Origin of the sequence: Saccharophagus sp. K07 (genome assembly GCF_014336955.1) — a bacterium.
GTDB lineage: Bacteria > Pseudomonadota > Gammaproteobacteria > Pseudomonadales > Cellvibrionaceae > UBA5868.
Genome location: NZ_QRAI01000001.1, coordinates 784772 through 804426, shown reverse-complemented (window position 1 = coordinate 804426; position 19655 = coordinate 784772). Strand labels below are relative to the sequence as shown.

The 19655-nt window shown below is 47.7% G+C and carries 19 protein-coding genes; 5 read left to right on the top strand and 14 right to left on the bottom strand.

All coding sequences use genetic code 11. From position 1 onward, the window contains the following. Positions 1 to 10: 10 nt before the first annotated feature. The 7 genes from DWB84_RS03410 to DWB84_RS03380 form a co-directional block, all read right to left on the bottom strand. The gene (locus DWB84_RS03410) at positions 11 to 1393 is read right to left on the bottom strand and encodes a deoxyguanosinetriphosphate triphosphohydrolase (protein WP_187408334.1); all 1383 of its coding nucleotides are present in this window, start codon (positions 1391 to 1393) and stop codon (positions 11 to 13) included. Positions 1394 to 1550: 157 nt separating this feature from the next. Then, positions 1551 to 1898, bottom strand: a complete 348-nt coding sequence (locus DWB84_RS03405; RefSeq protein ID WP_187408333.1) for an STY0301 family protein — start codon at positions 1896 to 1898, stop codon at positions 1551 to 1553. An 878-nt stretch (positions 1899 to 2776) separates the two neighbouring features. Then, a complete protein-coding gene (locus tag DWB84_RS03400; protein WP_187408332.1) occupies positions 2777 to 2974 on the bottom strand; it encodes a hypothetical protein in 198 nt (65 codons plus the stop codon). A 9-nt stretch (positions 2975 to 2983) separates the two neighbouring features. Continuing rightward, the gene (locus DWB84_RS03395; RefSeq protein ID WP_187408331.1) at positions 2984 to 3883 is read right to left on the bottom strand and encodes a hypothetical protein; all 900 of its coding nucleotides are present in this window, start codon (positions 3881 to 3883) and stop codon (positions 2984 to 2986) included. Beyond that, positions 3865 to 4221, bottom strand: coding sequence for a hypothetical protein (locus DWB84_RS03390; RefSeq protein ID WP_187408330.1), 357 nt, complete (start codon positions 4219 to 4221; stop codon positions 3865 to 3867). Before DWB84_RS03390 ends, DWB84_RS03395 begins: the two co-directional genes overlap by 19 nt. 36 nt (positions 4222 to 4257) lie before the next feature. Beyond that, entirely contained in the window at positions 4258 to 4662 is a 405-nt protein-coding gene (locus tag DWB84_RS03385) for a hypothetical protein (RefSeq protein ID WP_187408329.1), read from the bottom strand. Continuing rightward, entirely contained in the window at positions 4655 to 5467 is an 813-nt protein-coding gene (locus tag DWB84_RS03380) for a hypothetical protein (RefSeq protein WP_187408328.1), read from the bottom strand. Before DWB84_RS03380 ends, DWB84_RS03385 begins: the two co-directional genes overlap by 8 nt. A gap of 72 nt (positions 5468 to 5539) precedes the next feature. Between DWB84_RS03380 and DWB84_RS03375 the strand changes: the two genes are divergently transcribed. After that, positions 5540 to 6484 carry an IS5 family transposase gene (locus tag DWB84_RS03375; RefSeq protein WP_187408327.1) on the top strand — a complete coding sequence of 315 codons (945 nt, stop codon included), beginning with the start codon at positions 5540 to 5542 and terminating at the stop codon, positions 6482 to 6484. A 600-nt stretch (positions 6485 to 7084) separates the two neighbouring features. Here DWB84_RS03375 and DWB84_RS03370 read toward each other — a convergent pair. From DWB84_RS03370 to istA (DWB84_RS03360), 3 genes are all read right to left on the bottom strand, one after another. Beyond that, the gene (locus DWB84_RS03370; protein ID WP_187408326.1) at positions 7085 to 7303 is read right to left on the bottom strand and encodes a hypothetical protein; all 219 of its coding nucleotides are present in this window, start codon (positions 7301 to 7303) and stop codon (positions 7085 to 7087) included. Between the two features lie 116 nt (positions 7304 to 7419). After that, the gene (istB, locus tag DWB84_RS03365) at positions 7420 to 8199 is read right to left on the bottom strand and encodes an IS21-like element helper ATPase IstB (RefSeq protein WP_187408323.1); all 780 of its coding nucleotides are present in this window, start codon (positions 8197 to 8199) and stop codon (positions 7420 to 7422) included. Further along, on the bottom strand, positions 8196 to 9221 hold the full coding sequence (gene istA / locus DWB84_RS03360) for an IS21 family transposase (protein WP_187408324.1): 1026 nt from the start codon (positions 9219 to 9221) through the stop codon (positions 8196 to 8198). Before istA (DWB84_RS03360) ends, istB (DWB84_RS03365) begins: the two co-directional genes overlap by 4 nt. A 104-nt stretch (positions 9222 to 9325) precedes the next feature. Here istA (DWB84_RS03360) and DWB84_RS03355 point away from each other — a divergent pair, with 104 nt between their 5' ends. From DWB84_RS03355 to DWB84_RS03340, 4 genes are all read left to right on the top strand, one after another. Beyond that, the gene (locus DWB84_RS03355) at positions 9326 to 10903 is read left to right on the top strand and encodes a triacylglycerol lipase (protein WP_187408325.1); all 1578 of its coding nucleotides are present in this window, start codon (positions 9326 to 9328) and stop codon (positions 10901 to 10903) included. A 121-nt stretch (positions 10904 to 11024) separates the two neighbouring features. After that, positions 11025 to 12050: an IS21 family transposase gene (istA, locus tag DWB84_RS03350; RefSeq protein WP_187408324.1), complete on the top strand. Its 1026-nt coding sequence runs from the start codon at positions 11025 to 11027 to the stop codon at positions 12048 to 12050. Continuing rightward, on the top strand, positions 12047 to 12826 hold the full coding sequence (istB, locus tag DWB84_RS03345) for an IS21-like element helper ATPase IstB (RefSeq protein WP_187408323.1): 780 nt from the start codon (positions 12047 to 12049) through the stop codon (positions 12824 to 12826). The genes istA (DWB84_RS03350) and istB (DWB84_RS03345) overlap by 4 nt, the downstream gene beginning before the upstream one ends. 363 nt (positions 12827 to 13189) lie before the next feature. Further along, entirely contained in the window at positions 13190 to 13576 is a 387-nt protein-coding gene (locus DWB84_RS03340; protein ID WP_187408322.1) for a hypothetical protein, read from the top strand. Here DWB84_RS03340 and DWB84_RS19325 read toward each other — a convergent pair. From DWB84_RS19325 to DWB84_RS03325, 4 genes are all read right to left on the bottom strand, one after another. Then, complete coding sequence (locus tag DWB84_RS19325; protein WP_370589677.1) at positions 13459 to 13704, bottom strand: hypothetical protein; 246 nt, start codon at positions 13702 to 13704, stop codon at positions 13459 to 13461. The two genes, DWB84_RS03340 and DWB84_RS19325, sit on opposite strands and share 118 nt — an antisense overlap. A 256-nt stretch (positions 13705 to 13960) precedes the next feature. Further along, a complete protein-coding gene (locus DWB84_RS03335) occupies positions 13961 to 16165 on the bottom strand; it encodes a DEAD/DEAH box helicase (RefSeq protein ID WP_187408321.1) in 2205 nt (734 codons plus the stop codon). Beyond that, the gene (locus tag DWB84_RS03330) at positions 16162 to 17484 is read right to left on the bottom strand and encodes an ATP-binding protein (protein ID WP_187408320.1); all 1323 of its coding nucleotides are present in this window, start codon (positions 17482 to 17484) and stop codon (positions 16162 to 16164) included. The genes DWB84_RS03335 and DWB84_RS03330 overlap by 4 nt, the downstream gene beginning before the upstream one ends. Before the next feature lie 5 nt (positions 17485 to 17489). After that, on the bottom strand, positions 17490 to 19634 hold the full coding sequence (locus tag DWB84_RS03325) for a TerB N-terminal domain-containing protein (protein ID WP_187408319.1): 2145 nt from the start codon (positions 19632 to 19634) through the stop codon (positions 17490 to 17492). Positions 19635 to 19655: the final 21 nt, after the last annotated feature.

The following is a 19655-nucleotide window of genomic DNA, read 5'->3' as shown; positions in this document are numbered from 1 at the left end:
ACAGCGGCGGTTAGGTCGCCGTCCCACTCAACTGCTTCGCAAGATAGGACGCATACCGATCCGTCATGCCGCTGACAAAGTCGATCACTTTCATCAGGGCGAAGTATTTTTTGTCCGCTTCACTAGCGCTCGGATTATTGGAATATAAATTTTTCTCGCCAAGCAGCGCCGCTACCCTTTGCGCTCTGAAGCTGATGGACTGGTTATTTTTGTTGACGATTTCGTATACGGAATCGCACAGAGAATTGAGCAATGAGGCGATGCAATTATACGCACCCAATTCCAGTTCGATTTTGCGCCGGTGGTTGAATATTTCTCTTCTGGCCAATTCTTTGGCTTGCGCTACATAGGTTTTAATTTCCGGATCGCACAGCGAGATCAAATCCACATGCTCGCCGTTGAGAATTTCCTTTTCGTATTTGCGAAAGGCAGAGGCAGCTGATTCCACACATTTTTCGATAATTTTCCCGCGGATAATGGACGGGCGTCTGCCATCGGGCGCGTCGCCAAGATATTTTTCAAAACCTGTGCGGTCCTTCAATTCGAGAATGGGTTCGAGGATCGAATAAATTTGCTCCCAATTTAATATTCCCATTTGCAAGCCATCTTCCAGATCGATCAGGCCGTAGCAAAAGTCGTCCGCCGCCTCCATCAGATAAACCAGCGGATGCCGATCATACCAGGCGCCTTCTGCCCGTTTGGTCAGCCCTACTTCTTCGGCAATTTCGTTAAAAAGGCTCAGTTCACTTTGAAAAACGCCGTATTTATTTTTCTTGGGACGCTGATTTTCCGCAGGGCTTACTGATGTCCAGGGGTATTTGATAAACGAAGCCAGGGTCGCATAGGTCAGACGCATACCGCCTTCGTGGGGATAGTATTCCGCCGTGGTCAGCACGCGTAATCCCTGTGCGTTGCCCTCAAATTGCATAAGGTCGGCGCGCTGCGCAGGATCGAGCCCTTCCAGGTACTTCGCCCCGTCGTTCTGAAACCAGTAGCGGATTGCCTCCTCCCCTGTATGCCCAAACGGCGGGTTGCCAATGTCGTGCGCCAAGCAGGCCGCTTGAACAATATCGCCAATATCCGTCGGCGAAACCCCATCCGGCAAACTCCCCTGCTCCATCAGCAGATACCCCACGTTAACCCCCAGACTGCGACCGACGCAGGCGACTTCCAGACTGTGGGTCAAGCGGTTATGGATATGATCGTTTTTCGCGTGGGGATGGACTTGGGTTTTCTGCGCCAAACGGCGGAACGCGCCGGAGAAAATGATCTTGTCGTGATCGGAATTAAAAGGCGACCGCCCCAGCTCACTCTTGGGGCTGCGCCTTCCAAGGCGATTGGGGTTGAGCAACTTTTCCCAGCTGGGGCCAGATCGAGTCTGTGCAGGAACCATTGTGTTACCCAAAGTAAAGGCCGCTAAAAGTTATTAGCTTAGTCGACTAGCCTTTGTTGGCAAAGTCAGAAGAGCCACATTACAAAAGAGAAATAAGAAGGAGAATGGTGGATTTTTTGGGGCGACAACATCAACACCAATGCCACCGCCCCCAAAATTAACGGCAACGAAAAATTGTGGAAGTCTCATTTACGATCTGAAAGCGACATTGATCTACCGGCTGTTCCAGATGTATGTCCAGATTCGTTTTGTCTGAATACTGGCAACGAACATTCACCGTCCGGCCCGCATCATATACATAGGCCAAATTCCAGAATCCATCCGTTTCACTTGCTTCATCCGGCAGCAATAGCGCCAGATCGGCTATAGGCCCATCATATACACCTATGGCTTTTACATAGGTATTTGGGCGCTCGGGGCAGATGCTGTTTGAGTGATTTGAAGTCGTTGAACAGCCAGAAATAATGGCTGTCGCTAATATAAAAACGAGTTTATTCCACCACATAAAAATTATCCCCATTATTGGAGCGCCCAGCTGCGCCCCACCGCAACAATCTGGGCCCAACAGGCTTAGGATTCGGTGGTGTTACCCACTGATCAACTTATGGCTACAGAGCTGATTGCAACTCAAAGTGTGCTCAAATCTTCAGCATCAGCAAGCTTCCCATCAGAAACACATCCTGACTTCTTTATAAAACCAGGTATATCTCTAGATCCAATAGGCAGTCCGGATCCATCGAAAAATCAAAAGCATCAGATCATATAAACCGCTCACACGCGACTTATTAGAATCCATGGAAATCACTTCAGCACCACATTCTTCGCCAAATGCGAAGAACCGTATTTATTCGGCCGCTAATGCCTGGCTTGGCAGGATGGTTGGCCTACCCGGTATTTTTCGCAGAATTCATTGGTTGTATAGCGTTGGTGCTGGACAATTACGCTCGCTCGCCATATTGCCCTTGCCCAGGTTCCGATTATGGTGGGAGCAACACTGGTCCATATTGATAACGGTTAGGTTCACACCCGCACAGGCGGCGGATGGGATTACCCATTGTGTTTGACAATCACTTCCATCGCACTGTGGCTGCTGGTAGGCAGCACACTCGCTGTGCACGCCCGAGTGATGAAGAAATTTGCAAATACGGACCGAAGAACTGAATAGAAAATTTGCACAGATTGAAGAAGTTTTTAGGGCAGGCAGTGAAAGCGCTGTAAGTACGGGTTATTTATCGGCTTTAAGGGAGTTTTTGCAAAAACGGGGATCAGCGTTGTCTCGCCGCATTTCCGGGAAGGATAAAGCTTACTTAAAACTGCATTTAAACCCGCTCCAGGGTATAAACCTGGAGTGGTGGAACATGCAGCCCTAAAGATGGTTTAGATTTAGTCCTCAACAATCAACATCCAACGAGACGACGTAATGTCCGCTTGAAACACTTCTTCTCTCGGACCACCACCAAAGTCATCCACCGGATCATCAGGAACCTTAGCAACAACAGCTCTCCGGTTTAAATTATGGTTATAATGGTCCCGCGCACCCTTAGCCTCATCTGCGTTATCATAAAGTTCAATTCTAGCCATACAATCTACCTATTGATCTATTTCTCTGCCGATTTTTGCCAAACATTGAAACCTTTTATTATTCAAATCCTCGATAAATATTTGTACTGAAGTTTGATCAAGTGTCGCCAAAAAAGCATCATTACATGCCGGAATCCCAATCTTTCCTGCAAGAGCTTTCCGCTTAGCGGAATCTACAGGATCGTCTTTTTTTCCAAGAATAGATTTCGCCACTAATTTCCCATTTCCAATGGCATCGTTATAAGCTGCTGCGTTCTCTTTTTCTTTTTCGATTTGCAACTCTAGCTTAGTTTTCTCCAATTTCACCGATTCTATTTCGGCCTCTGGCGCCGACGCATTAAGTGCCATGCCGATAGCGTGATTGGAACCTAATCGCTGGGCAGCCACCCCTGTTGCGAAAAACTGGGCCAGATTTCCGGAACCGGAATTAAATCCTAAAGTTCCTTTGGCTCCCAAACTAGCGAAAACAGAGTAGGTATCTATTTCCAGTTCCCTCCCCCCTTTTGTTTCCTCTATACCTGAAGACAAAGATACATATTTACCTGCGGGAAGAGCCGCAGTTAAACAAAAGCTGGCCCTTTTGGCCTGATCCGTTATGGTTGCCTTCAAACCATTGTCGCATTCCTGAATATCCTTAATTAATTTTGACACTCCATCACTCGGCGCAGCATCTACTGATCCATTAGGTTTAAGGGGCATCCAAACTGCTTCTAATCGCTTATATCCGAGGGTAAACTCCGGGATCCCACCGTTCTGAATAGGCGCCGATACATCCAGCGCAAACTTCGTGCTTGTACCGAATACAAGGACATCGTTGTGGGGATTTTTTTCTCCATGCAAAACACAACCCTGTGAAATAAAAATAAACGCCATTAACAAAAAAATGTTTTTTATTCGATTGCTGTGCACAGTTGGTTACCATTCAAAATTTCGCTTTTCCCGAGGAAATCCATTAGATTCTCCAATTGATCGCTATTTTTCACTATTATGACCAGTCGGCATGAATCGTCGAGAGATATCATTTTCGATTTACTGAAGCCAACGCCAGAACCAGTCTCACCAACCCATAAACCTACTGTTGTTATTTCGTTTATTTTCGCTCCTCGGTCGTCTCCTGTAACATCTACTCTGACAATCCCAAAGCGCCATACAGGCTTGTTCTTTACAGTTTCATTTGTAATGGACGAGCAAGCCTGCGTTAAAAATACGAGGGTTAAAATCAAATTTATCTTGATCACAAAACCCACGTACCGCTTTCTCCACTTTAGTCTCAATTCCGCCAGTCACCCTTGGGCAAAAATTTTTCCTACTAGCGCAAGTGTAGGAGCTTGAATAATCACCATCCAAATTTGCGAAGCTTTTAACCACTCTTCTTCGGTCGATGAGACAAATGGTTCAACCAAAACAGTAGTCAACGCACAAAGGAAATATACTGCCGTGAATCCTAATGTTAGCGCTCCAGAAAATGCTGGAATTTCCTGCTTATTCACGCCTTTATCGGCAACAGCCACCCACAACCCAATAATCAATCCCCCACCTGGGACAACCAGGGCCGAATACCAAGACCATAGGCTTTTGGCAGAATCGGGGTCATTCACGGTCTTTATAATTAAAATAATAAACAGCAGAGCGGATAGAGAAAGCCATATTAATGTGGTTCTAACTCTTACACGATATAAATTAGTCATGGTTACCGCCAATGTCTATCTTGCTCGCTTTGAAATGATCTTTCACTGTTAAGCCCAACTTGGTTAGCATGGCTTCGTGACCTTCGACTTTTTTCATTTCATAAACCAATACTGTTACTTTATGATTTTTTGTAAAAAGTGCGTCTTGAATCAATACAGGAAGATTGACTGCGCCATCCAGCTTGAAACTTCTCACTGCGTTCTCATCTTTTGGTGGATCACCTAGTTTAAAAGCATGGGCTTCATGAGTTATCAAAAAAACCATCGAGCGGTAATATCCTGGATTTGATGTTAATAGCGCATTGAGGTAAGCCTGAAGACTCCACTCTTCAAGCTTCAACCTCTTGTCAGGATCGCTCCACCTGTGAGGCACAGGATACGGAACGCCGTTTTTTCTAATTCTTTCAAATTCCGTGACCATTGCTATACCAGTCGGGACAGAGTAGAAAGAAAACTGTGAATATCCTGCATCCAACAACTTGTCTTGGAGCATATTAGATACTTCGCCAAATGTAGCCCCCGTTATCCCAGAAAGTCGGTAATAAGCACTGGGCTGAGGCGGCGGCCAATGAAAACTAGGCATTGAGGAAATATCCTCAATCTCACACCCAAATTTATTAACAGGCGCACCAACCTTGGTTCCGGGGCATTGATCATATACATCTGGCACAGAATCACCGTCCTCATCGTTTATATGTGGCTCTACTCCAACTGGTGCTGCCCCTACAGATCCCAACATCGGATAGCTCTGACACGCCGCAAGTAGAAGGGAAACAATAAAGATTATTAACACTCTTAATGGCATAACTAGGGAGCCTCTGGTTAAGTCCAAAAATTTGGCATAATTAGCACAGCTCAACTCTTAGGGTAATCGATTATGAATCAGCTCACTTTTGCCGAAGCCGAATATAACGCAAAGAAGCGCAAAACCCGGCGGGAAAAGTTTCTCGAACAAATGGATACGCTGATTCCCTGGAAGCAATTGGAGCGCAAGATCCAGCGGCATTACCCCAAAAATGGCCAAGGGCGCCATCCCTACCCGTTAAATGTCATGCTGCGAGTTCACTGCATGCAGCTGTTTTACAATCTCAGCGACCCAGCTATGGAGGATTCACTGTACGAGATCGAATCCATGCGCAGATTCGCAGGCTTGAGCTTGAGCGGTTCCATACCGGACGAAACCACTATTTTGAAATTCCGCCATTTGTTAGAGCGCTACAATTTAGGCGAAGCCCTTTTTAAAGAAGTGAACCGCCATCTCGACAAACAGGGATTAATACTGAAAGAAGGTAGTATTGTTGATGCCACTATTATCGAAGCGCCCACCTCGACCAAAAATGAAAATGGTGAGCGTGATCCCGAAATGCATCAAACCAAGAAAGGCAACGAATGGCATTTTGGGATGAAAATGCATATTGGCGTGGATGATACTTTGGGTGTTGTTCATACGCTAACTACCACGTCTGCCAATGAGCACGATATAACGCAATTGTCGGAACTGCTGCACGGCGAAGAGGGTACCGTTTGGGGCGACGCGGGATATCGCGGCGCAGAAAAAAGACCCGATCTAAAAGATGTGGAAGTGGATTGGCTAATTAGTCAGCGTCCCGGTGTTCGCAAAACATTAAGAGGAATTGCCGCACGGGCAGAAAAAGCCAAGGCCCAAGTGCGAGCGAAAGTAGAGCACGTATTTTTAAAGATCAAACAGCAGTTTGGCTATGCCAAAGTGCGTTACCGGGGACTCGCCAAAAATACCAACCGGCTTTATGTTTTAGCGGGTTTTGCAAACCTGCTTACCTGCAAGAAATTCTTGCTGACCTAGGGTCAGTGCGCCTTAAATCTGGCAATTGGCCAGATTTAAGGCAAAACAAGTAGGAAAAACGGGAAAAATCATGCCTTTTCCGCCATGAATGAAATTGAGAATTATTCAAAAAATATGAGTGAAAAAATTTGAACTTAATCAGAGCTTCCCTAGATATTTTCCTCATATCTTATTGGCTGAAATTTCACCACCCAATGAATCTGACAGATATCCAACTAACATAAATATAGCAAGCTAAATAAAAATTTCCTTCGTTCACACCAGAACACCGAACTTCCCATGCTCTGGACATAAAAGAAACCGACCTCGACTACTCTAGTCACCTGGATTCAAGACACGAGTGGGGAGGTCAAGGGGTAAGCTGTTACCATGACTCACCAGACGCTCGTCGACCGGGGCTTTTAAGGCTGGGACGTCAACTTCTAGTGCCTGTAGAGGCACTCTGGGGGATGTTTGATGAGAGGAACCTGTCTTGAATGGTCCTTTTACGATAGATGTGCGATAGATGATTGATGTGTGGCAAATATCTACCTATCTCCGAGGCAAACAGTTCGGATAACAGGCAGTGGCAGCATTGATCAGCCCATTAATGTTCAGCTTCTAAATCAAAAAATAAAGCAGCGCCCAAATAAGAATGACCCAGGCCAAAATCCCTACAAGGGCACAGCGACCATTGTCAATATCTACCTTGCCAAACGGCCGGCATATTGTATATCCCAATCCTTTGATCAGTAATTCAAAAACGATCTCCACCACCACCCACAAAACAGCTCGCCAAAGTCCACCAAAAAATCCTTCAACGATTGAATCCAATGGCATAATTTACTCCCGAATATCATATACAGAATCCTGCTCTACTATCTTAAATGTCAACGCCACTCGAAAACTGACCCACTTTAGGTGCTAAAACGCCAAAGTAAAACTGACCCACCCGGTTAACGAACCTTGATCGCCGGCGGGGTTATGCCGGCGGCTTTTTTGTCTTTAAGTCGATAGCTTTCTCCTGTGATTTGAGTGATGTGGGAGTGATGCAGCAGCCGGTCGAGCAAAGCGGCGGTGAGAGTGGTGTCGTCGGCGAAGGCTTTGGACCATTGTGAGAATGGCAGATTGCTGGTGACGATGACGCTGCCTTTCTCGTAGCGTTTGGCGATGACGTTGAAAAAGAGATTGGCCTCTTCGCGACCAAATGGCAGGTAGCCGATTTCGTCGATGATCAGCAGGCTCGGCGCCAACACCACACGCTTGAGATAGGTTTCCAAGCGGCCTTGAGCTTTAGCTGCTGATAGCTGCAGCATCAAATCCGCAGCGGTGATAAAGCGGATCTTAAAGCCGTTGAGCGTCGCCTGATAACCTAGACTGATGGCCAGATGACTTTTACCGACGCCGCTGGGGCCGAGGAAGACGATGTTTTCCTTGCGCTCGATAAAGCTGAGGTTGAGAAAACCCTGCAACTGCTTTTTTGGGGCGCCGGTGGCGAAGTTGAAATCGTAGTCTTCAAATCGTTTGACGGCCGGCAAGCCGGCGAATTTCAGCAGGGCCGATTGAGTCCTGCCGGTTCGGGCGGAGATTTCGATTTTCAACAAAGCTTCCAGAAAATCCGCCAGGCTCTGGTCTTTGGCCACAGCGTTATCGGCAATGGCCGACCATTCGGTGGCGATGGCGCTGAGCTTCAAATCCTCGCAGGCGAGTCGAATGCGCTCGTATTGGAGGTTCATGCGTGAGCCTCCAACAACTGATCATAAATGGTCAGCGAATGCTGAAGGCTTTCAAACGGAATGACGGACAGATCGGGGCCTTTCGGTTGGATTGGCGGTGCAGAGGGCGACGTTGCGGGCAGTGGCATAAAAGCTTGGCGCTCCTCTTCCAGGCGCACGGCGGGTTTCACTTTGGTGGTGCCATGTTCGCGCTGATGTGCCACTTCCGCGAGCCAGGGGCCTATATGGGCATTGGCTAAATCGGCGGTTAATTCCAGTCCGGCTTGACGTAGAGAAGCTGCCAGGGGCGTGATAAAACTTTCTTTCAGGTACCGATTAAACCGCTCCACTTTACCTTTGGTTTTGGCGCGGTACGGCTGGCACGCCTTGGGCTTGTAGCCATAGTGCTTGGCCTGATTCAGCAACAGGGGGTTCCACTTGTGCTGGCCGTCGCCGTAAGCGTCCCGCTGGATCATGATGCACTTAGCGTTATCGAAGAGGATTTCCCGGGCTACACCGCCGAAGAAACTCAACGCCAGCGATATGCCCTCCAGCCAGTCTTCCTGCCTCTCGGATTCGGTGAAGCGAACAAAGCTGGCGCGACTGTAGCCCAGCGTGGCGACAAACGCTTTGAGCGCATGGCGACCGCGCCGGATGGTGGTGAAATCGACTTGGAGCTGCACGCCGGGAGCGGTTTCAAATCGTGTTACGGCCTCGGTCGACTTTGGCTTCTGCTGGCTGACGTAGGCTCTCACCAGCGTGACACCGCCGCCGTAGCCCTGCGCCTTGATCTCGCGGAACAATACCGCCGCCGGTATCCAGTGCGGCTTGGCGGCGTCGATTCGCTGGAGCAGATAGGGCTTGAAAGGCTCCAGCTTGGTGGGACGCTTGGCCCTGGGTGAATAGCTGGGCATAACGATGGGCTGACGCAGATAGCGCCTGACGGTGTTTTTGGAGAGGCCCAGTTTGCGAGCGATGGCCCGTATGCCAAAGCCCTGTTTATGTAAAACATGAATGTCCACGAATGTCTCCTGAGTAATCATCTACGGCCGCCTGTCTATTCAGTCGGCCGCCATGCTGGCTCAGGTGGGTCACTTTTCGATTGGCATTAGTGGGTCAGTTTTACATTGGCGGTAACAAGAACCCTATGAAATCTCGTTTGGTGGTGTATGTACCCGGATTTAGAATGACCCTGCAAAGGTGGGATCCTTTAATAAAGAGATTGCAAGCCGAGTCGGATTTTGTTGATACAAAATGGAAGGGTTGGGATCACGATATCGGGTTATTTAGTACACATTCAGTTATGTCCAAGGCGGTAGAGCTTTGTGCTGTTATAGATTCGGAATGGAAGTTGGCTGAGGGGTTCGATGAGATAATACTAGTTGGCCATAGCTTGGGCGGGATATTGGTGCGGCAGTGTTATTTGATTGCTAGCGGATGTTATAAAAATGAACCTAAATGCGCCTGGGCAAAAAATATAAAGCGTATAGTTTTACTAGCATCCCCAAACCGTGGCATAGACCAATCTAAGTTCCGGATCAGACTTTATGATCTGATAACACGCTTTTTGGGAGTTATGCGTTTTCGGCCTCTAATCGGCGAGGATCTCATTTCCGGAAGTGATTCAATGATTAACCTTCGACTTGCCTGGATTAAGCATATGGCAAGTTTGCCAGCAAATCAGCGTCCTTCAATCACGCAGATTCTTGGCACTGTTGATTCTCTGGTTACGCGCAGAGACAGTATGGATCTGGAACAATTTCCCAATGCGACGCACGTTTCAATTCCCGATGTTAATCATAGGCAGTTGCCGCTGATGGACGAGGGACCCAATGCCGAAATGCGATACCGATTTATCAAAGATGCCTTGGTTGGAACTGTTACAGGAAATTCCGACCCAATACCGATTAATTCAGATAAACAGCATATTATTTTTGTGCTGCATGGGATTCGTGCTGGCAATCGTGGCTGGGTTCAGGCGCTTGAAGAGCGGATTCGGGATGTATTGCCGGACGCAAGTGTTATTACACCGAGTTATGGATACCTTTCTGCACTAGAGTTTGTTGTTCCCTTCCTGCATCGACGGCCTATTAGAGTTTTTCAACAGCTTTATTGCGACTCTATTATTGAAAACCCGAATGCTAGAGTTGATTTTGTTGGGCATAGTAATGGAACTTACATTCTTGGTCATTCACTTCGCGCCTTAAGCGCTATGAAATTCGACAATGTTGTTTTGACGGGGAGTGTTTTACCGCGCGACTTCGAATGGCGTGAATTTATGAAAGGAACGAGTCCGCAGGTGAAGAAATTAAGAAATGATTGTGCTAATGCAGATTGGCCGGTCGGTATTTTGTGTAAAGGCCTTTCCGGTATCTTTCGGAACGATATTGGAACGGGGGGCTACGAAGGTTTTCATCATGATGATGATAACGTATTTCAATACTGGTTTCATAAAGGAGGGCACAGCGCCGCCTTGAGTGAAGATAATTTGCCAAACATCGCAAGATTTTTGGCGCAGGGAGACGGGACAAGTAAACCCTCAAATTTGGTGGAGGAAGATCTGTGGTTCTCGCTGTTATCTAAGTTTGCATCAGTGATTTTCTGGGCTTTAGTTGGATGTTTAGTAATTGTATTCGGCTTATCATTAGCAACACAGCACATTTACGTTGCTTTAGGTATTTTAATTGGGCTTGTGGTTCTCGCGATTATTCTGAAGCAGATATGAGATGTAACTGGATATTGAGTCTAGCTGTTACCGCCAATGTAAAACTGACCCACTAATGCCAATCGAAAAGTGACCCACCTGAGCCAGCATGGCGGCCGACTGAATAGACAGGCGGCCGTAGATGATTACTCAGGAGACATTCGTGGACATTCATGTTTTACATAAACAGGGCTTTGGCATACGGGCCATCGCTCGCAAACTGGGCCTCTCCAAAAACACCGTCAGGCGCTATCTGCGTCAGCCCATCGTTATGCCCAGCTATTCACCCAGGGCCAAGCGTCCCACCAAGCTGGAGCCTTTCAAGCCCTATCTGCTCCAGCGAATCGACGCCGCCAAGCCGCACTGGATACCGGCGGCGGTATTGTTCCGCGAGATCAAGGCGCAGGGCTACGGCGGCGGTGTCACGCTGGTGAGAGCCTACGTCAGCCAGCAGAAGCCAAAGTCGACCGAGGCCGTAACACGATTTGAAACCGCTCCCGGCGTGCAGCTCCAAGTCGATTTCACCACCATCCGGCGCGGTCGCCATGCGCTCAAAGCGTTTGTCGCCACGCTGGGCTACAGTCGCGCCAGCTTTGTTCGCTTCACCGAATCCGAGAGGCAGGAAGACTGGCTGGAGGGCATATCGCTGGCGTTGAGTTTCTTCGGCGGTGTAGCCCGGGAAATCCTCTTCGATAACGCTAAGTGCATCATGATCCAGCGGGACGCTTACGGCGACGGCCAGCACAAGTGGAACCCCCTGTTGCTGAATCAGGCCAAGCACTATGGCTACAAGCCCAAGGCGTGCCAGCCGTACCGCGCCAAAACCAAAGGTAAAGTGGAGCGGTTTAATCGGTACCTGAAAGAAAGTTTTATCACGCCCCTGGCAGCTTCTCTACGTCAAGCCGGACTGGAATTAACCGCCGATTTAGCCAATGCCCATATAGGCCCCTGGCTCGCGGAAGTGGCACATCAGCGCGAACATGGCACCACCAAAGTGAAACCCGCCGTGCGCCTGGAAGAGGAGCGCCAAGCTTTTATGCCACTGCCCGCAACGTCGCCCTCTGCACCGCCAATCCAACCGAAAGGCCCCGATCTGTCCGTCATTCCGTTTGAAAGCCTTCAGCATTCGCTGACCATTTATGATCAGTTGTTGGAGGCTCACGCATGAACCTCCAATACGAGCGCATTCGACTCGCCTGCGAGGATTTGAAGCTCAGCGCCATCGCCACCGAATGGTCGGCCATTGCCGATAACGCTGTGGCCAAAGACCAGAGCCTGGCGGATTTTCTGGAAGCTTTGTTGAAAATCGAAATCTCCGCCCGAACCGGCAGGACTCAATCGGCCCTGCTGAAATTCGCCGGCTTGCCGGCCGTCAAACGATTTGAAGACTACGATTTCAACTTCGCCACCGGCGCCCCAAAAAAGCAGTTGCAGGGTTTTCTCAACCTCAGCTTTATCGAGCGCAAGGAAAACATCGTCTTCCTCGGCCCCAGCGGCGTCGGTAAAAGTCATCTGGCCATCAGTCTAGGTTATCAGGCGACGCTCAACGGCTTTAAGATCCGCTTTATCACCGCTGCGGATTTGATGCTGCAGCTATCAGCAGCTAAAGCTCAAGGCCGCTTGGAAACCTATCTCAAGCGTGTGGTGTTGGCGCCGAGCCTGCTGATCATCGACGAAATCGGCTACCTGCCATTTGGTCGCGAAGAGGCCAATCTCTTTTTCAACGTCATCGCCAAACGCTACGAGAAAGGCAGCGTCATCGTCACCAGCAATCTGCCATTCTCACAATGGTCCAAAGCCTTCGCCGACGACACCACTCTCACCGCCGCTTTGCTCGACCGGCTGCTGCATCACTCCCACATCACTCAAATCACAGGAGAAAGCTATCGACTTAAAGACAAAAAAGCCGCCGGCATAACCCCGCCGGCGATCAAGGTTCGTTAACCGGGTGGGTCAGTTTTACTTTGGCGTTTTAGCACCTAAAGTGGGTCAGTTTTCGAGTGGCGTTGACAGGTTCTCCATCCTAGTCAGCACTTCAGAAGCGTTTTATCGGAAATAAAATCGAATATAAAATTCAAAACGCTCGCGCGCTTTCAATCGTTTAGCGTTCCGCGCATGGCGTTCAGAATCGGCATTTGTTGGGTACTTCTGTAGCAGTTCAGCCAGTTTTTTGGCCCTCTATCGGCTTGAGCACAGTCAGCCCCCAGCGCAATGTTCTGGTTGCTTCCAGGTCTTTCGGATCTAACTGCAGCTCCTCGCGGCGCGTACTGCTTTTGGGGGGGGGCAATCGCAGGAAAGATTCTTTGATTGGCAACATCCCTTGATAAAACCAGCTCCATATTCCCCGTGCCTGTGAATTCCATCAAATATCATTTGATCCATGCGGCTACCAGTATCGACCAAAACCGTTGCCAAAATGGTGAGCGAGCCACCATTTTCGATTTTCCGCGCAGCGCCAAACAACTTTCGCGGGATATCCATCGCGCGAGTATCAACCCCGCCCAACATAGTACGACCACCGCTCTTTTGCTGCGCATTGTGAACGCGCGCAAGCCGCGTAAGAGAATCAATCACGATCATGACGTTATGCCCCTCGCCCGCTTGGCGGCGGGCGGTGCTACCGTAACCTCAGCTGGGACGCTGCGTTTAAAATCCGTGACCTCTTCGGGCCGCTCATCGATCAACAGTGCGTAAAGCTTAACTTCGGGATACTCCTTCTCTATTGCTTGGCATATGTGCTTCAACAGGGTCGATTTTCCGGCCCCCGGAGGAGCCACGATCAAGCCCCGCTGCCCCATTCCAATTGGCGTGATCAAGTCCATTGCCCGCGCAGAGGGTTGCGCAGAACCCAATTCCAAGCGAATGCCCGGTGATGGATGGACGGCCACACCGTTCAAAAGCCGCTTCTCTGGATCAGCCTCAACAAAAGGTCCGGATTTTTGGTCGATTGGTTTAGCGCTCTGATCCGTTTTGCGATTCAGGGTTAGTGTCTTTTTCTTCATGGTGTTTGTGGATCGTCGCTTAGGTGAATTTTTCGAAATTGGTTGGGATTACCATATTTCGACTGCGGACTAATCATCACTTAATTGTTTGCGAAATCCAATTCAAAGTGTTTTTAACATCAAACACACGCCTTCCAAATCCTTCAGACAATACCGATTCCGGTAAAAATTCATCATATTTGTCTATGCGCTTTTGGCCAGCGGATAATGCATTAGCTAACTCAACATCTGATAAAGAACTATTTTTTGAAACATCTAGGAGAATACTTTTCGTGGTCTCTGCTGACGCATCTTCAACCTCAACTACGCCTGCGAAGGTGCTGCATTTAAGTCCCGCTCGGATAAGAATATTCGCCAGCGTATTTACTATCTTGTCTCCCCTCCAAGGGAATATAAAGCAGCCTCTGCCGTCTTCTACAAAAGCGCTGTCGCTAAGACCGGATTTTCTAAAAAAACCCAATCCCTCTTGAAAAAGATTCCTTGCCGTATCATCGATAAAGTCAACTTTCTGCGGTCCCACTTCGATCCTATAGTCTCCCTCGACATAAATTCTATACATCTCCTGGCGCACCACATCGTGTATCGAAATACCCGAACCTGAAAACGTCGGGGCCTTCCCACCTTTAGCAGCGGTGACAAAGATAACCTTTTTAAGATCATCTATGTCTATAATCTTCCAGCGTTTCCCACCAAAAACTATATGCTGATCCTTAACCACCGGGGAATCTACCGGCAAGGTACCCAATGATTTACTACCAGCGATGACTCGAAATTCCTCAGGAGTGCTAAATACTGCGTAAAACGTATAACTGTTTACTAAGCGCTCGCCTTCCCGCCCCAGCACTAGCTCGCCACTGTGCAACTGCTGAAGAAGATCAGTCGCACCTAGATGCTTCAAGATCTGTTTAAAATGATCGATGGAAATTTGCTTAAATGGTCCATGATCACAAAGCAATGAAAATAGCTGGTCGGCCCTAATACTTCCCCATTGTGCAATAACCGACAGAATTTGGTGCAGAAATGTCGAAAGATGCATTTGCTTAGTGTCAGCTGGCTCAAACCACTTACCGACAATCAGTAAGCGTATCATTGCCAACGACTGCAAGAGCTCTAGTCGAAATTTATCAACAAAATGAGAGTTTGATGTAAGCTCGGGCTCAGCAATCAGCATCCGCAGTATCGCAGGATCCTGTCTTCTACCTGATCGACCCACTCTCTGTCTTAAGCTTGATACTGAATGGGGAGCGGTTACCTGAACCACTGAATTAACTTTGCCAATATCAATACCCAGCTCTAACGTCATGGTACAAATAGCCGTTGTGGGTAAATTTTCTTTTTGCAGTCTTGATTCAAGCTTTTCTCTCAACTCTTTTGCCAGTGAGCCGTGATGCGGAAAGAACTCATTAGGTACGAAATCGTGTTCACAAAAATCGGTGAGTTGCGCAGCGAGCATTTCAGTTCGGTTTCGGCTATTAGCAAAAACCAAATGATTACCACCTCTACAACGTTGATAAATCTCCTCGCAAATTTGATATTCGGCGTTCCGCAAATTTTCTGATCCAATCAAATTAGAGGGATCTATGTAGCCTTTTACTTGAACCTTTAATGTGCTTTCGTTTCTGCTACTGGTGAGTATTGTGCACGGCATGCTTTTATTTGGCCGCAACGAAACCGGAACACTTTCAAGATCCCCTAAGGTGGCACTTAACGCAACCCGGGGAATCGGATTTCCATACCGATCTAGAAGATGCTCGAGCCTGTTCAGCAGAGAGAGCAATTGTTGCCCCCGTTCAGTTCCGATAAAAGCATGGAATTCGTCAATACAAACATACTGAAGCTGAGAGAAGGCTTTCTTAACCCAGCCAGATTCACGAACCATTAGTGATTCCAGAGACTCCGGTGTAATCAGCAGGATACCGGACGGACTCGCTTTTGCTTTCTTCTTATTGGACTGCGAACTATCTCCATGCCAAGGAGTCACTTGGAGATCGAGTGTCTCACATAACCCTTCTAGCCTTCTATACTGGTCATTGATGAGCGCCTTTAACGGACTTACATACAGAATTCCGAACCCTTTCTCCTGTCTCGCAATAGCAGTACAAGCCGGAAGAAAGAAGGCTTCAGTTTTTCCCGCAGCAGTAGACGCACTAATCAATACATCGGTATTGCCAGCCAAGATAGGTTTGACCGCTTTAGCTTGAATTTCCCGAAGGTTCGGCCAACCCTGTTTAAAAACCCATTTTTGAATACGTATATCGAGATCTTTATAAGCATCAATCATAATTTGAAATCAGTGAGCCCATCCAGACCCGGCTCATCCTCTCCTTCATTATGATCAATGTCTTCCACGTCGCTGCTTCGCTCTTCTTCAATGGTGATTTGACTGAGTAAATCGGACCACTGCATATTGCGATTTTGGTCCAATACGGCAAGCATATCGAGAAATGCCTTGATGGTATTCCGGGGAGTTCGGAAATATGCATCTCCAATGGTTTGGCTACAATGATGTAAAAAGGCCTTCAACGCCTCATCAGGCACAAGATAATTCGATGCATCCCCCCCAGAAAAAACGTGCCGCAAATTTTTCAACAAAATGTAGAGTTCTTCTGGTGTTAAGCTGGAGAGGTGCAGAGCCGGTGAAGAATAATCGATCACACCTGCTTTTTGCGCAAAACTATTTTCAGCTAGTCGAGATTGTAGTGCCTCATAACTGTACAATCCTCGACGGGGATCCAGTAGAAACTCAGGCGTGCCGCCGAGAAGAAATCCGATGGACTCAGCCGATCCTTGCAGACAGTCGTTGAGCATCCGAAGTATTTGTTCGTAGTTAGAAACTCTGGCCTGGGTGCTGCTGAGTTTGTAGAGATTAACCATCTCATCCAAAGTCACTAGCAAGCCTTCATAACCGGCTTGCCGAACGAACAGGCTCATTAACTTCAATGAATCATAGAAAGATGCGTCCGATATAATCGTTCTCACATCCAATTCGGCCCTGGCTTCTGCTTTTGTGGTGTACTCTGCGCGAAGCCAACGTATAGCACTCGACTTTAAAGCCTCATTCTCGGTCTCATGCCCTTTCCAATAGGCCTCGATAACCTTGGCAAAGTCATATCCACCGACCAATTCAGAAAGTTTCGCAAGCTTGCTGTGAATCACTTGAGATACGTCTTGCCCCTTCTGATCTGCCTCCTTTTGCGCATCTGCAATAAACTTCTCCACCACACTGGGCAATGCGCTGCCGTCCGGCTTACTTCGGGTTGAAAGATTCCGCATTAGCTCAGAGTAAAGGCTCCTGGCTTGTCCAGACGAGGCATGAATTCTACGAGATGGTGATAAATCAGCATTTACCGTGACGAGCTTTTTTTCTAATGCAATTGAACGTATAACGCTGAGAAAAAAAGTTTTCCCCGATCCATAGTCACCTATGATCAAACGAAACGCAGACCCTCCATCACTAATTCGCTCAATATCCTTATAAAGTGCTTGGATTTCGTTGATTCTGCCAACTTGGATATGCTGAATGCCGATCTTGGGTGTGACGCCTGATTTTAGAGACTGAATAATGGCGTCTCTCTCTTTGGGCCGAATTCTCTTTTCCACAGTGATTAACCCTCTAACTCTTCCACGGTTACTTGATCTACATATATTGAATCTGGATGCTCTTCCAATACGGGCGCTGCGACTTTTTCATACGCCCAATCATTGATGGCCTCAATAGCCCCAGCAAGCATCAAACCTAAATTGCGACAAAGCTCCTCCACTTCCTTCCTTGACCATCGATCTCGGCCAATCAACATTTCATAAAGAGCGTAGTACTGCGAATCAATTCCTTGCGATTCAGACGTTGAATCCTGAGCATCGTCGACAACGGATGCATTTTCAATAGGCTCGTCATCGCTGGCAAATATCGCACTCAACATTTCTTGAACCTCTTTCGTCTGCGAATCGTGGATAGCAAGTATGCTCTCATCCAAGCTAAATCCTTTGCCATTTTCAGTTTGTGCTTCTAGTGGTTCGCCTACATCTGTCGTCATAACCTTAGATGTCTTAGTCGCCGTCAATGCGTGGATATCTCGCGTCACAAACGCCTTATCCAAACCCAGCATTCCGTAAAGCTTTTCCAGCTGTTTTATTTCGCTTGGCATTATTTTTCCATCTGCCACCGCGATACGAACAAGCATTTGACTGATAGCTGTTTTGTGAGCTGTGCCAAATCTATCCAACCGAGCTTTAATACCGGTTATATTTGCGGGAGTTTCAAGTTGCCACAACAGATACGCTTTCAAGGACGTTTTTTCTATAGGCGATAAACTTGAATCTGACTCAACGAACTGATTTAGCATTGCGTATTCAGCATTGTGGATATGAAAATCGATCGCCGCTATCATCGCTCCCAATCTTAATGCCATTGACATCTCGTCGAAGGCCTTAGATGGAACAAACTGGCTCCCATGCCCATCCGCAAAAAGAACAATCTTGCCATCAATAGTCAATTTTGCATGGTGGAACCTCGCGTCTGGCGCCATTCCAACGCCAATTTTATCGATCAAGGATTGCAGTAAGTCTAAATCCCGTTTGGATAGCTTGGCGGGACACGGAGTTTTGGTAAACGTCCATAATTCTTTAACATTACAAAGCCCACCTCTATTCGAAATAACCTCCTTGGCCCATCTCTTCAGCTTGCCCAATCCAAGAGTCGAAGCAATATCATTTAATTGCTCGGGAAGCAAAAGAATTGCAGCCAAGTCCGTTCTAGAACTGCCCTCCTTGCCCAAATATCGACTATACGGCTCCAGCGCATTGGTACACTCTTCGGCCAATGCAATCAATTTATTTGCTGGGCCGCTAAGTCCACTGGGATCTGGAAGATCCTCAAGAGGAATTTTTATGCCTCTCAGCGATGAGCTTGCAGGTCTATAGTCAATTCTTAATCGGGTTTTGTTTGGCTTGACAATTATTCCCTCTCCGTAATGAGTCTTATATAGCCGGGAAAATAACTGGCCAAACTCAAATACACATCTACGAGCCGGCTTTTTAAGGCTGTATCCGGGAACAGTTTTGAGCCATGCCAAAGCCAAATTGGCAGGCACCGGCTTGTTCTCATTGACAATCTTTGCCAGCCGATATTTCAGCAGTACGGAATCCTGCTTCGGATTTCTCTCCAATTCTGGACATGTAACAACTCCAGGGCGCAAAAGGCACATGATTTCGAGCAAACGGTTGGAATAACTACGGAAGGATCCCGATCGCCCATAAATTTTCTGCAATCGGATTATCTCTTCAAATATCGATCGAAATTCGTCGTCTTGCACATTTGACTGAATTGAATCAACAACAACTCGACGTTCCAATCCGTAAAAATAGATAAAGACATATCCTAGAGGTACAGACGGATTGCTACGCTCACTCGCGAGCCAGCTTAGAAAGGCACCACGGCAGCGGTCAGAAATAGTGATGTATTTTGGCCAGTATCCAAGACTTTCGTCTTTATACTCCATGGACTCTGAGGTGACACTCAATGAGTCATCTATAAGAGACGCTTCTGTTCCGTAACCATCTAAAGAAGGAAGTCGCCCCCCGCAGTAGATTCCTCCCCTATTGCAAGTGTAATTCTTGATACTGGCAGCGCTGGCTAACGGAATCCAACTTCCCGCCGTCCGATTTTTGCTTTTGACTTCTTGCTGGCCTGAATAAATCGTAAAGGTCGCGAACTTGTCGTCATTGTCGGGAGGTTTTCCGAAAAACGTCATTTTATTCTCCGAACATTTTCA